Origin of the sequence: Sphingorhabdus sp., from assembly GCF_023910635.1 — a bacterium.
GTDB lineage: Bacteria > Pseudomonadota > Alphaproteobacteria > Sphingomonadales > Sphingomonadaceae > Sphingorhabdus_B.
In genome coordinates, this window is sequence record NZ_JAAVVZ010000001.1 from 75084 (window position 1) to 87351 (window position 12268).

Annotated in this window: 14 protein-coding genes; 13 read left to right on the forward strand and 1 reads right to left on the reverse strand. The window is 56.3% G+C overall.

Going from position 1 to position 12268, the window contains the following annotated elements:
* Positions 1-4: 4 nt before the first annotated feature.
* The 6 genes from HEQ34_RS00340 to HEQ34_RS00365 all read left to right on the forward strand — a co-directional run bounded on the left by HEQ34_RS00340 (position 5) and on the right by HEQ34_RS00365 (position 4408).
* Positions 5-1000, forward strand: coding sequence for an NADPH:quinone oxidoreductase family protein (locus tag HEQ34_RS00340; RefSeq protein WP_296195884.1), 996 nt, complete (start codon positions 5-7; stop codon positions 998-1000).
* 68 nt (positions 1001-1068) lie between these two features.
* The gene (locus tag HEQ34_RS00345; RefSeq protein ID WP_296195885.1) at positions 1069-1392 is read left to right on the forward strand and encodes a DUF1476 domain-containing protein; all 324 of its coding nucleotides are present in this window, start codon (positions 1069-1071) and stop codon (positions 1390-1392) included.
* Positions 1392-1628, forward strand: coding sequence for a BolA family transcriptional regulator (locus tag HEQ34_RS00350; RefSeq protein WP_296195887.1), 237 nt, complete (start codon positions 1392-1394; stop codon positions 1626-1628). Before HEQ34_RS00345 ends, HEQ34_RS00350 begins: the two co-directional genes overlap by 1 nt.
* A 20-nt stretch (positions 1629-1648) precedes the next feature.
* The gene (grxD, locus tag HEQ34_RS00355; protein WP_296195889.1) at positions 1649-1975 is read left to right on the forward strand and encodes a Grx4 family monothiol glutaredoxin; all 327 of its coding nucleotides are present in this window, start codon (positions 1649-1651) and stop codon (positions 1973-1975) included.
* Positions 1976-2225: 250 nt separating this feature from the next.
* Complete coding sequence (locus HEQ34_RS00360) at positions 2226-3482, forward strand: IS701 family transposase (RefSeq protein WP_296195891.1); 1257 nt, start codon at positions 2226-2228, stop codon at positions 3480-3482.
* Positions 3483-3638: 156 nt separating this feature from the next.
* Positions 3639-4408, forward strand: a protein-coding gene (locus HEQ34_RS00365; RefSeq protein WP_296195893.1) for an IS5 family transposase whose coding sequence is annotated in 2 segments (ribosomal slippage) — positions 3639-3953 and positions 3956-4408 — 768 coding nt in all. Because the reading frame shifts where the segments join, the coding sequence is not laid out codon by codon here.
* A 44-nt stretch (positions 4409-4452) separates the two neighbouring features.
* Here the strand turns inward: HEQ34_RS00365 and HEQ34_RS00370 are convergent.
* On the reverse strand, positions 4453-5700 hold the full coding sequence (locus tag HEQ34_RS00370; RefSeq protein ID WP_296195896.1) for an MFS transporter: 1248 nt from the start codon (positions 5698-5700) through the stop codon (positions 4453-4455).
* Positions 5701-5795: 95 nt separating this feature from the next.
* Between HEQ34_RS00370 and HEQ34_RS00375 the strand changes: the two genes are divergently transcribed.
* The 7 genes from HEQ34_RS00375 to HEQ34_RS00405 all read left to right on the forward strand — a co-directional run.
* A complete protein-coding gene (locus HEQ34_RS00375; RefSeq protein WP_296195899.1) occupies positions 5796-6869 on the forward strand; it encodes a putative sulfate exporter family transporter in 1074 nt (357 codons plus the stop codon).
* On the forward strand, positions 6866-8368 hold the full coding sequence (glpD, locus tag HEQ34_RS00380; protein WP_296195901.1) for a glycerol-3-phosphate dehydrogenase: 1503 nt from the start codon (positions 6866-6868) through the stop codon (positions 8366-8368). The genes HEQ34_RS00375 and glpD overlap by 4 nt, the downstream gene beginning before the upstream one ends.
* A gap of 166 nt (positions 8369-8534) precedes the next feature.
* On the forward strand, positions 8535-8948 hold the full coding sequence (locus HEQ34_RS00385) for an SUF system Fe-S cluster assembly regulator (protein ID WP_296195902.1): 414 nt from the start codon (positions 8535-8537) through the stop codon (positions 8946-8948).
* Complete coding sequence (gene sufB / locus HEQ34_RS00390) at positions 8945-10426, forward strand: Fe-S cluster assembly protein SufB (protein ID WP_296195905.1); 1482 nt, start codon at positions 8945-8947, stop codon at positions 10424-10426. Before HEQ34_RS00385 ends, sufB begins: the two co-directional genes overlap by 4 nt.
* Positions 10427-10708: 282 nt before the next feature.
* On the forward strand, positions 10709-11116 hold the full coding sequence (locus HEQ34_RS00395; RefSeq protein WP_296195907.1) for an endonuclease domain-containing protein: 408 nt from the start codon (positions 10709-10711) through the stop codon (positions 11114-11116).
* A complete protein-coding gene (locus HEQ34_RS00400) occupies positions 11113-11532 on the forward strand; it encodes a hypothetical protein (protein WP_296195909.1) in 420 nt (139 codons plus the stop codon). Before HEQ34_RS00395 ends, HEQ34_RS00400 begins: the two co-directional genes overlap by 4 nt.
* Positions 11526-12268: ATP-binding cassette domain-containing protein (locus HEQ34_RS00405; RefSeq protein WP_296195911.1), on the forward strand; the 743-nt coding region annotated here is incomplete at its 3' end. The genes HEQ34_RS00400 and HEQ34_RS00405, both read left to right, overlap by 7 nt.

The window sequence follows — 12268 nt, forward strand, 5'->3', positions numbered from 1 at the left end:
ACAAATGCGCGCTTTATTATCAACCGCCAGCGGCGGCCCCGACACGCTCGTTATGGGCGAATTGCCTGAGCCGGTTGTTGGCCCCGGCCAAGTCGTCGTTGCGGTAAAGGCGTGTTCGATCAACTTCCCCGACACGTTGATGATTGTCGACCTGTATCAGTTCAAACCAGAACGCCCCTTTGCGCCCGGCGGCGAAATCGCCGGTGTCGTCGAAGCGATTGGCGATGGCGTCAGCGGATTTGCCATTGGCGACCGCGTGATAGGCCTTTGCGGCAATGGCGGGCTGACCGAAAAGGTCGCGGTCGCAGCGTTCAACTGCTTCAAAATGCCGGACGCCATGTCTTTTGACGATGGTGCGTCGTTGCTGATGACATATGGCACATCGATTCATGCGCTCAAGGATCGCGGTCATATGAAGGCTGGCGATAATGTCTTAGTCCTTGGCGGGGCTGGCGGTATCGGCATTTCGGCAATTGAGTTGGCCAAGGCTTATGGCGGCCGGGTGGTTGCAGGTGTTTCCAGCCAGGCAAAGGCGGACATCGCGCGTGAGGCTGGTGCCGATGAAGTTGTGGTTTACCCGCATCAGCCGTTCGATAAGGACCAATCCAAGGCCGTGGCCGAAATGTTCAAGGCCGCAGCCGGCCGCGATGGCTTCAACATCATCTATGACACTGTCGGCGGAGATTATAGCGAGCCTGCGGTGCGCGCCATTGCATGGGAAGGCAAGTTTCTGGTCGTTGGCTTCCCCGCCGGCATCGCCAAGCTACCGTTGAACCTAACATTGCTGAAAAGCTGCGACGTTTGCGGCGTCTTTTGGGGTGCCTTTGCCGCACGCACGCCGCAAAAGAACCACGCCAACATTGCGGAATTGTTCGATCTCTATGCCGCAGGCAAAATCAAGCCACGTATTTCGGAGACGTTCGCACTGGCCGATGCCGGGACCGCGATTGCCCGACTTGGTGACCGTGCGGCAGTGGGGAAGCTGGTAGTGCACATTTGACGTGCATCAGCCTTGTTGATTGAACGCAAAGCCATTATCTTAGGCAGGCAACAGATAGGAACTGTAACATGACAAGTTTCGACAACCGCGAGACCGCTTTTGAAAACAAGTTTGCGCATGACGCAGAGACGCAATTCAAAATAGCCGCCCGCCGGAACAAGCTGCTTGGGCAGTGGGCCGCCGAAAAAATGGGTCTTACGCCAGAAGAAACCACGGCTTACGCCACTTCCGTGGTGCAAGCGGACTTTGAAGAAGCTGGCGACGAAGATGTGGTGCGCAAGCTGCTGGGTGATTTGACGTCGGCAGGCGTTGAAATTGACGATGCCATGATTCGCACCGCGCTTGAAGACAAGATGGTCGAAGCGCGCCGCCAGTTTATCGAGTCCGCATAATGGCAATGCAGGCAGACGAAATTGAAGGCATGATTAAGGCCGCTTTGCCTGATGCATTGGTGGAAATTACTGACCTTGCAGGTGACGGCAACCATTATGCTGCGCGCGTAGTGAGCGAGAGCTTTCGCGGGCTACCCCGCGTAAAACAGCATAAGGCGGTTTATGATGCGCTGGACGGACGGATGGGCGGCATTTTGCATGCCTTGCAGCTCACGACAGCCATTCCTCAGAATTAAAAATTTTTGGAGTATTTTGGATGAGCGTTCACGAACGGATCGAAGAGATCGTCAAAGGCAATAATGTTGTTCTGTTTATGAAGGGCAGTCCGCTGTTTCCGCAATGCGGCTTTTCGAGCAAGGCGATAGCCATTCTAGACCATCTCAACGTCGCTTATGAAAGCGTAGATGTGCTGCAAGACATGGAAATCCGTGCTGGTATTAAGGATTATAGCGATTGGCCAACAATCCCGCAGCTTTACGTTAAGGGCGAGTTTCTGGGCGGTTCCGACATCATGATGGAAATGTACGACGCTGGCGAACTGCAGGAATTGGTTGAGACCGAAGGTCTGGCAAAGCCGGCATAAGCTAGGGTCAGGACCTATTAAATCCACCTTCGCGGCGTCAAAATGGCCAAGATATCGAAGCAAAATGGCCGCCGCAGGCAGTAATTCTGCCTGCAAGGGCATTTTGTATCGAGATCGAAGCCATTTTGGCGCCGCGAAGGTGGATTTAATAGGTCCTGACCCTAGCACTACTTTGGCAGATTTGTAATTTAGGGGATTCCCTTTTTGTAGGATCGGTGATTCATAGGGAGCTAGCTTATGGAGGCTGGCGATGGTTGGTGATTGGCGGGATGATCTTGAGGCTTGGCTAGAGCCGTTTGTTGCGGCGCTTCGGCACAAGACGCGGGGGCGGATGTGTCCATCGTATGTGGCTGGTTTGATCGGGCCCGGGGATCGCAAGAGTGTTCAGCCCATGGCGGCCCGTAGCGGGGGTGCGAGCTACGACCAGTTGCACCATTTCGTTTCGAGCGGCGTCTGGGATGCGGCCCCATTGGAGACAGCTTTACTGACAGAAGCGGACGCGCAAATCGGCGGGGACGATGCTTGGTTGATCATCGATGACACGTCTTTGCCCAAGAAGGGAACGCATTCGGTGGGGGTTGCGCCGCAATATGCTTCGACGCTGGGCAAGACGTCCAACTGCCAGACACTGGTATCGCTGACACTGGCGCGGCGGGAGGTGCCGGTGATGATAGGCTTGCGGCTGTTCCTGCCCGAGATATGGACCAGTGATCTGGCACGGCTTGACCGCGCCAAAGTGCCAGAAGCGCGCCGCGATTACCGGACCAAGCCCGAGATTGCCCTTGAAGAGATCGACCGGGCTCGGCAAGCAGATGTCCGCTTCGGCTGTGTGCTGGCTGATGCCGGATATGGTCTGTCCGCGCCGTTCCGGCAGGGCCTTTCTGAGCGTGGGCTAACATGGGCCGTGGGCATCCCTTACAAACAGAAGGTCTATCCAGCCGACGTCACCATGATCTTTCCTGTATCAGGAAGGGGAAGGCCACGCGAGCGCCATATCCCGGACGTGAAGTCTGTGACGGCAAAAGCCATGCTGGAAGCTGCAAATTGGCGGACGGTCAGCTGGCGCAAGGGAACCAAAGGACGGCTTTCCGCTCGATTTGCCGCCGTGCGGGTGCGCGTCGCCGACGGGCCAACTCAGCGCATCCACGATATGGGGGCACAGCATCTGCCCGGTGAGGAGGTCTGGGTGATCGGTGAACATCGTTCGACCGGCGAACGCAAATATTATCTCTCGAACCTGCCTGCCGATACCCCGATCAAGCAACTTGCCGGGGCCATCAAGGCACGATGGGTTTGTGAACAGGCCCATCAGCAGCTTAAGGAAGAGCTTGGCCTTGATCACTTCGAAGGGCGGTCATGGCAAGGACTGCACCGGCACTGCCTCATGTGCATGATCGCGCTCGCCTTCCTCCAATCCCGGCGGCTCAAACAGGCCAAAGGGGAAAAAAAGAATCTCCGGACCTCCGCCACAACCCAGCCTGCCAGCAGTGCGCCAAGCCATCCTTAACGCTCTCGCCCAACCGCCGCCAACACTATGCCCGCATTGCCGAAAATTCATCAATAATGAGAAAGTGCCAAAGTAGTGCTAGGTCACATACTCATAAATTGGATTCCCAAAGTGATTGATATCTGATTCAATGCTTTTTCTGGAAGGGAGAAGCTGATGGCACGGTTTGATTTGACAGATTTCGAGTGGTTGGTGATCCAGCCTTTGTTGCCGACCAAGGTGCGTGGCGTGAAGCGGGTTGATGATCGGCGGGTTTTGAACGGGATATTCTGGCGGTTACGCACTGGCGCGCCTTGGGCGGATATTCCGGCGCGATACGGTCCGTATACGACCTGTGTGAACCGGTTCAACCGCTGGCGCAGAGCCGGTGTGTGGAAGCATATATTGGATGCAGTTTCCGTGGCTTACGAAGGCAATATCCAGATGATCGACTCGTCTTCGATCCGGGTTCATCAACATGGAGCCAATGGTAAAAAAAAGACCAGCGATCCCGTTGCATGGGTCACTCGCGTGGCGGCCTGACCACCAAGATACATGCACTGGTCGATGCGATGGGCATGCCGATCATGCTCAAGCTGACCGAAGGGCAAGCCGCCGATGGTCGCAGTGCAGCAGACATGTTCGATACCGTCGGCAAAGGGGATATCCTGCTCGCCGACCGGGCTTATGACTCCGATGCGTTGCGCGCCGAAATGGAGGCGCGCGGTGCCAGGGCCAATATCCGCGCCATGCCGCAACGCGTGATCAAACCGGCATTTAGTCACTTCCTCTATAAGCAACGCAACCTCGTCGAGCGCTTCTTTAATAAACTCAAGCATTTCAGAGCAGTTGCCACGCGATACGATCAAAGAGACGATAATTATCTCGCCTCTGTCCAACTCGCATCAATCCGGATCTGGTTGAGACATAATGAGTCTGTGGCCTAGAGACTTCTTGTGGCGCGCCAGGGCGTCACAAGAAGGGTGTTGCTCTATGCGGCCGATACGGCGCCTGCCTCGGCACGCTGAATGTTCGGCAGCAACCAATGCAACCAAGCCAGAGCGAGCATGTAGGACGCCGCTGCAAAGATAAACACGGGCGTAAAACCCAACCCCGCAGCCAAGACGGCACCTGTCACGAGCTGGATCAAGGCACCGCCCATATTGCCCATAAATGCGCCAAAAGCGGTAACGCGCCCAACCTTGCCGCGCGGCACGACGTCGGTGATGATCGAGAATATCGACAACGAAAAACCCTGATGCCCCGCCATCACCACGCCCATCATGATCGCCACGGGCCAGAATGAGTCCAACGTGAGAACGAAGGGCAAGGGTACCACAATCGCAGCCGACCCGAACATGATCGTCTTGCGCACGCGGTTGACGCTCCATCCCGCCTCCAAAAGCCGTGTTGATAACCAGCCTGCGAACAATGCGCCTGCCCCCGACCCGAAAAAGGCAATCGCCAGCGGAATTGCCAGCTCGCTTGTCGTCAGGCCAAATTCCTTGCGATAGAAATCCGGCAGCCAGAAATTGATAAGCCACCAAGTCGCGTCGGACAACATTTTGGCAATCACGATTGCCCAGGTACGCCGTTCCATCAATATCGGGCCATAAGGCGCACCATCATCGGCAAAGTCACGATTGGCGTCTTCGGCCTTATCGTCAAACTTCACCCCGCGCGCAAACCACAACCAAAGTGCCAGTGTTATAAAACCGCCGACCCCGCCAAAGATGAGCGCGCCGCGCCATCCCCAGATAGCGGCGATCACGGGGATGAAAAACGGCATGGTGATAGTGCCAAGCCCCGCAATCGCGGTACCTACACCAAACGCGAACGAGCGCTTGTCGGGTGAGAAAAGCGTGGCGACAGTTTTTATCGTCAGCGGCGTCTGCACCGCTTCTGTCGCACCAAGGCCAATGCGCGCAGCCACTACTTGCCAGCCAGCAATTGCCCAGCCATGCGCCATCGCCGCAAGGCTCCACGTCGTTACGCCAGCTATCATTGAACGCAGCACGCCAATTCTATCAACCAGCCATCCAGTGAACAGGAAAGACAGCGCTGCTGCGACCTGCGTTACAAAGGCGAGATTGGCAAAATCGGTATCAGTCCAACCAAGGTCAACCGAAATGTCGGGCTTCAGGATCGCGATGACTGGCCGGTCCATGGCATTGAAAATGCCGGCGACACACAGCAGCCCAAACAGCGTCCAGCGCAGCGCCGGCGTGATTGGCTTCATGTCGCTTCACCAAACTGCATCATTGTCTCCGCTCGGTCGATAGCGCATCCCGCTTTATGCTGGAACTCCTCGCCGACTTGCCTATAGAAGGCGATATGACACCGCAAGACATAAACGCGAATTACATCGCTGACCTCTATGGCGAAACCTACCTCGCAGAGGATAATCCTGCGCGCGCCAAACGTTTGTTGATCAGCGCCCTGTTTCCGGGACTTGCGGTCGTCGGTATTGCCTCAGTCGCCGCAACTTGGTTTTCCGAACATTACGGCATGCCCGTCATCCTGGCGGGTTTGTTGCTTGGCCTTGCGCTCAATTTTGTGTCGGCAGAACAAAAGGTGCATCCCGGGCTTGATTTCTGCGGCACGTCCTGCCTGCGCTGGGGCATCGTATTGTTGGGCACACAAGTCACCGCAATGCAAATTGGCGGACTTGGTGTGCTCGCATTTTTGGGGCTGATTGGCATCATGTCTTTGGTCATAGGAGCTGGACTTTTAGGCGCGCGGCTTGGCGGGCAAAGCCGCTACGCAGGCTGGTTAGCTGGCGGCGCGACCGCCATTTGCGGCGCGTCCGCAGCCTTGGCGATTTACGCGGTCATTGGACGCGAGCGCCTGAACCAGTCGCAGTTTACGCTTATTCTCGTTGGCGTAGCCTTGGCAAGCGCGGTCGCCATGTCATTCTACCCACTCATTGCCGCGCAGCTCGATTTCACGGATAAGCAAGCTGGCTTCTTGATGGGTGCTGCGGTGCATGACGTCGCGCAATCCTTGGGTGGCGGCTATAGCTTCTCCCAATCGGCAGGTGAGACAGCAACTATCGTGAAATTGTCCCGCGTCGCGCTTCTCGCGCCCGCCGTAGCGCTTGTCGGGCTTGCCATCGGATCAAGCGATGGACGCTCCAAAAGCCTGGCTTCCAAACTCAAATTGCCGTGGTTCATCATCGCCTTCTTTGTCGCCGTTGCCGTAAATTCCGTCGTTGACGCGCCCGACTGGGTGGCGGAATATGGCTTGATTGCGTCAAAGGCGATGCTGTTGTTTGCGGTAACGGCCACCGCTATGCGGTCTCGGCTTGATCTGTTGCTTACCCAAGGATGGAGGGCGCTGCTTCCCGTGATGTTGGCGACCCTTACCGCCTTTGTGGCCGCGGCTGCATTTGCATGGGCGTTTTTATGAACCAGACAATCTATGACTTGGCCGTCATAGGCGGCGGCATCAATGGTGCAGGCATCGCACGGGACGCTGCTGGTAGAGGCGCGAAAGTCATCCTGCTTGAACGCGGGGATTTGGCGCGGGGCACATCGTCAGCCTCGACAAAGCTCATCCATGGCGGGCTGCGCTATCTTGAACATTATGAATTTGCATTGGTGCGCGAATCCTTAATTGAGCGTGAGCGGTTGTGGGCGATTGCGCCGCATATCATATGGCCGCTGCGCTTCATTTTGCCGCATCAAAAAGGGATTCGTCCTGCATGGCTCGTGCGGCTTGGCTTGTTTTTGTACGATCATATTGGTGGCCGGAAATTGCTGCCCGCAACGCGGACGGTCAATTTGAAAACCGAGCCTGCGGGCAAACCGCTTAGGCCCGAATTTGTGAAGGCGTTTGAATATTCGGACTGCTGGGTCGATGACGCACGCTTGGTCGTGTTAAACGCGATGGACGCCGCTGAACATAAGGCAGATATTCGCACCCGTGCCGAAGTCACGCATCTCGAGCGTCACGACGGATTGTGGCATATACAAATTGCAGGGCAAGAACGCGTCCTTGCCCGCGCGGTTGCCAACGCCGCGGGGCCAGCGGTGCTGGACTTACTGGCACGCACGACAGGGCATGACCGGTCATCAGGTGGCACGATCCGCTTGGTCAGAGGATCGCATATCGTGGTCCGCAAGATGTTTGACACACCGCAAGCCTATTTCTGTCAAAACCCCGACGGCCGCATATTTTTCGCTATCCCCTATGAGGATGACTTCACCCTCATAGGGACGACGGATGCCGATCATCAGGGTTCGCTGGATGACATTCACGCGACGGCAGAAGAGATTGCGTATATCTGCGCGTCTGCTGGCGCTTATTTTAAGCAAGTCATCACGGCTGCGGACGTGCTGTACAGCTTTGCAGGTGTCCGGCCGTTGGTCGATGATGGCTCAGGCAAACCTGAAACAGCATCGCGCGGATATCATTTCGAACTGGATGTCGATGCGGACGAAACGGCGCCTATCCTCTCGGTCTTCGGTGGCAAGATAACCACCTATCGGCATCTGGCCGAGAGTGCAGTCGAGCGGCTTTCAAGGCACTTGGCTGTACTTAAAGGCGAAAGCTGGACATTGCGTCAGTCCTTGCCAGGCGGGGACTTTCCAATTGATGGTGCCCATCACCTCGCTTTGGATATTCAGCGGGAGCATGCCTATTTGCCCGCCGCACTCGTTCACCGTTGGGTGCGGAGCTATGGAACAAAGACCCGTTCTTTCTTATCAAACGTCAGCGCTCTTGCCGATTTGGGCACGGATTTTGGACATGGCCTTTATGCGGTTGAGGCGGACTATCTCGTTGATCACGAATGGGCACAATCCGCCGAGGATATATTGTGGCGGCGCAGTAAGCTGGGTTTGCGTTTCAATACCGAAGAGGCCCAGACGTTAGAGGATTATGTCGTCAGCCGCCGATGCAATTAAGAACAACTTAGCGATATTCGACCTGCTGCGCTGGGGCACCTGATATCCCTGCTCAAGGCGGCATTGGCCAATTCTGCAATATTGAATCCTTTCTGGCTTGATTTCCACAGTCAAAGGGACCATCTGCCCCTAATCGGAGTAAATTTATCTGATTAGGGGACGCAACATGCGTTTGTCGAATATGGCCGATTATGCAGTGGTGATCATGAGCGCAGCTTCGCGCCATTGCGGCTCTGCGCGCGTGTCGGCGACCGACCTTGCTGCGGAAACCGGCTTGGCCTTGCCGACAGCACAAAAGCTGGTGAGCATATTGACAAAGGCGGGCCTGTTGCGGTCGGCCCGTGGCACGGGCGGCGGCATCACGCTTGCCCGTCCTGCGGCCGCGATCACCCTTGCCGACATCATTGAAGCTGTCGAAGGCCCGATCGCGCTGACCATATGTTGCGATTCCCACAAACATGCGATGGGTCAGCATTGTGCCAAGGAAGGCAGTTGCAACGTCCAGGGGCAATGGCCAGTGGTCAATAATGCGGTGCGCGGTGCGTTGGCACAAATCAATTTGGCGGGATTAACGCGATGAGCGATGACATGGACTTCAAGGATAAGGCCGCTTGGGATGCCGCAGATCGCGTCGCGGATTATGAGCATGGCTGGTCGTCGGACATCGAAACCGACTTCGCGCCCAAGGGCCTGACCGAGGATACCGTCCGCTTCATCTCCGCAAAAAAGAACGAGCCCGAATGGATGCTCGAATGGCGGTTGAAGGCGTTTGCCAACTGGAAAACCATGACGCCGCCCGATTGGGCCAAGCTCAACGTGCCGCCCATCGATTATCAGGATGCATATTATTACGCCGAGCCAAAGGCCAAGCCAAAGCTTGGTTCGCTGGATGAGGTAGATCCCGAAATCCTGCGCATATATGAAAAGCTTGGTATCCCGATTGCAGAGCAAGAAGTGCTGGCCGGCGTCGAAGGTGCACGCCGCGTCGCGGTAGACGCCGTTTTCGACAGCGTCTCGGTCGCCACCACTTTCCGCGCCGAACTGGAACGCGCTGGCGTCATCTTCCGCAGCATATCGGAGGCGATTAAGGAATATCCGGAGCTGGTGAAGAAATGGCTCGGCAAGATTGTGCCGATGCACGACAATTATTTCGCAACATTGAACTGCGCGGTCTTTTCCGATGGGACATTTGTCTACATCCCCGAAGGCGTGCGTTGCCCGATGGAGCTGAGCACCTATTTCCGGATTAATGCGGAGAATACCGGCCAGTTTGAACGCACGTTGATTATCGCCGACAAGGGTAGCTATGTCAGCTATCTCGAAGGCTGCACCGCGCCGATGCGCGACGAAAACCAATTGCACGCCGCTGTTGTCGAACTCGTCGCGCTCGACGATGCCGAGATTAAATATTCGACGGTGCAAAATTGGTACCCCGGCGATGCCGAGGGCAAGGGCGGCATCTATAATTTCGTCACCAAGCGGGCGTTGTGCCAAGGCCGCAATAGCAAGGTGAGTTGGACTCAGGTCGAAACCGGCAGCGCGGTGACGTGGAAATATCCAAGCTGCGTTTTGAATGGCGAGAATTCCGTGGGCGAATTTTACTCGGTCGCGGTGACGAACAATTATCAGCAAGCCGACACCGGCACCAAGATGATCCACAATGGCAAGGGCAGCCGCTCAACCATTGTCAGCAAGGGCATCAGCGCCGGCCACAGCAACAACACCTATCGCGGCTTGGTCCGCGTCGCACCCAATGCCGAAGGCGTGCGCAACTTCACGCAATGCGATTCACTGCTGTTGGGGTCCTTAAGCGGCGCACACACCGTGCCCTATATCGAAGTGCGCAACCCAAGCGCACAGATTGAACATGAGGCGACGACAAGCAAGATTTCCGACGACCAAATGTTCTACGCGATGGCCCGCGGCCTGAACGCCGAGGAAGCAGTGGCGCTGATCGTCAACGGTTTCGCCAAGGAAGTGTTGCAGCAACTGCCCATGGAATTCGCGGTGGAGGCGCAGAAGTTGTTGGGGATTTCGCTTGAGGGGAGCGTGGGGTGACGCAATTGACACTCAACGATTATGCAAAACAGAACCAAGCGCCATCCCCGCGCGGGTGGGGCCGCTTAGATACGCGTTATGTCGAGAGACCCCACCCCAACCCCTCCCCTGAAGGGGAGGGGCTTGAAGACATGTGTGGGAATAGTGGGAAGGGGGCATAGGATGAACTGGAGACTTCACGATCAGGCAAAACAAACAAACTCCCCTCCCCTTCAGGGGAGGGGCCGGGGGTGGGGTCTCTCCGCCGAGCGCATACAGCAGTTGGGCGGTTACGCCACGGATATGCGCCGCGAGCCAACCGCGCCGGAAAAGCGGCTATGGCGCGCGCTGTCGCGTTCACAACTCGGCGGCCACAAATTCCGTCGGCAGTCGGTCATCGGACCTTTCATCGCCGACTTCATGTGTCCGCAAAAGGGATTGGTCGTTGAAGTCGATGGCCACACGCATGCCGAACCCGCGAAAGATGCTTGGCGGGATACCAAGCTAAATGAAATGGGTTTCCGCGTGTTTCGCGTTTCCAATTCCGAAATCATGCACAATCTCGAAGGAGTGTGCGAGGGGCTATTGGCGCTGCTGGCCGAAATGCCGGATCGTTACGAGAGACCCCACCCCAACCCCTCCCCTGAAGGGGAGGGGCTTGAGGAGGCGCAGCAGTCGTTGGGGATTAGCCTTGAGGGGAGTGTGGGGTGATCGTGTTTTTTTCACTTACGCTATTGGCGGCTTCATCACCGAATGATGCCGATATGAGACGAGTTAGGACCGAGCGTGCTGAGAAGAGCATGATGTATGTGCATTGCTTGTATGGTACCCGTTATCCAGATGAAACAATCGCTGGCCTGCCGAAAAAAGAGAGAGACCGGCCAGCATTTCTCAAGTCAAGAACTGAGGAGTGCGGCAAAGCTAGGATTGTCTCAGAATTAGCATTGATCGAGTTCTCACGTGAGATTGATCAAATATCTTCGGATGAACAAGACGCCCAGATCAAACGACAGCTAGCTGCGGTTGATCGAGCTTTTCAGAAAGCTGTTCTTTATCCCGTTCAACTAGAACGGGAAACACGTGATTTTATAAGGTGCATGAAAGCCAAAGGCGCGACTCAATGCTAATTGTTGAAAACCTCCACGCCAATGTTGGCGACAAGCCTATTCTTAAGGGCCTCACACTGTCGATTAACGCGGGCGAAATCCATGCGATCATGGGGCCGAACGGCGCTGGCAAATCGACGCTGGGTTATGTGCTGGCTGGAAGGCCCGGTTATGAGGTGACTGAGGGTTCAGTAACCTTTACACCTTCTTCCCCCCTCCCCTTCAGGGGAGGGGACGGGGGTGGGGCCTCCCCGATAAGCGCCACCCCGAAAGACCCCACCCCAACCCCTCCCCTGAAGGGGAGGGGCTTCGACCTCCTTGACCTCGAACCGCATGAGCGCGCCGCCGCTGGCTTGTTTTTGGGTTTCCAATATCCCGTCGAAATCCCCGGCGTGTCGAACGTCCAATTCTTGCGTGAGGCATTGAATGCGCAGCGCAAGAACCGTGGTGAGGCACCTTTATCCGGCGCAGAATTCCTGAAAGTAGCGCGCGAGCAAGCGGGCGCGCTTGGCATGGATATGGACATGCTCAAACGCTCGGTAAATGTTGGCTTTTCCGGCGGCGAGAAGAAGCGCAACGAGATGGTCCAAATGGGCATCATCGACCCGGCGCTGGCAATCCTCGATGAAACCGACAGCGGCCTCGACATCGACGCATTGCGCATCGTCGGCGACGGCATCAACCGCATCATGCGCAAGCCCGACAAAGCCGTGTTGCTGATTACGCATTATCAGCGGCTGCTTGATTATGTGAAGCC

What these genes read in the sequence shown, in the direction of transcription:
- glpD (WP_296195901.1), top strand. Translation starts at nt 6,866, where the DNA reads ATGAACCAGACAATCTATGACTTGGCCGTCATAGGCGGCGGCATCAAT.
- HEQ34_RS00395 (WP_296195907.1), top strand. Translation starts at nt 10,709, where the DNA reads ATGCGCCGCGAGCCAACCGCGCCGGAAAAGCGGCTATGGCGCGCGCTG.
- HEQ34_RS00385 (WP_296195902.1), top strand. Translation starts at nt 8,535, where the DNA reads ATGCGTTTGTCGAATATGGCCGATTATGCAGTGGTGATCATGAGCGCA.
- HEQ34_RS00370 (WP_296195896.1), bottom strand. Translation starts at nt 5,700, where the DNA reads ATGAAGCCAATCACGCCGGCGCTGCGCTGGACGCTGTTTGGGCTGCTG.
- grxD (WP_296195889.1), top strand. Translation starts at nt 1,649, where the DNA reads ATGAGCGTTCACGAACGGATCGAAGAGATCGTCAAAGGCAATAATGTT.
- HEQ34_RS00345 (WP_296195885.1), top strand. Translation starts at nt 1,069, where the DNA reads ATGACAAGTTTCGACAACCGCGAGACCGCTTTTGAAAACAAGTTTGCG.
- HEQ34_RS00375 (WP_296195899.1), top strand. Translation starts at nt 5,796, where the DNA reads ATGACACCGCAAGACATAAACGCGAATTACATCGCTGACCTCTATGGC.
- HEQ34_RS00360 (WP_296195891.1), top strand. Translation starts at nt 2,226, where the DNA reads ATGGTTGGTGATTGGCGGGATGATCTTGAGGCTTGGCTAGAGCCGTTT.
- HEQ34_RS00350 (WP_296195887.1), top strand. Translation starts at nt 1,392, where the DNA reads ATGGCAATGCAGGCAGACGAAATTGAAGGCATGATTAAGGCCGCTTTG.
- sufB (WP_296195905.1), top strand. Translation starts at nt 8,945, where the DNA reads ATGAGCGATGACATGGACTTCAAGGATAAGGCCGCTTGGGATGCCGCA.
- HEQ34_RS00340 (WP_296195884.1), top strand. Translation starts at nt 5, where the DNA reads ATGCGCGCTTTATTATCAACCGCCAGCGGCGGCCCCGACACGCTCGTT.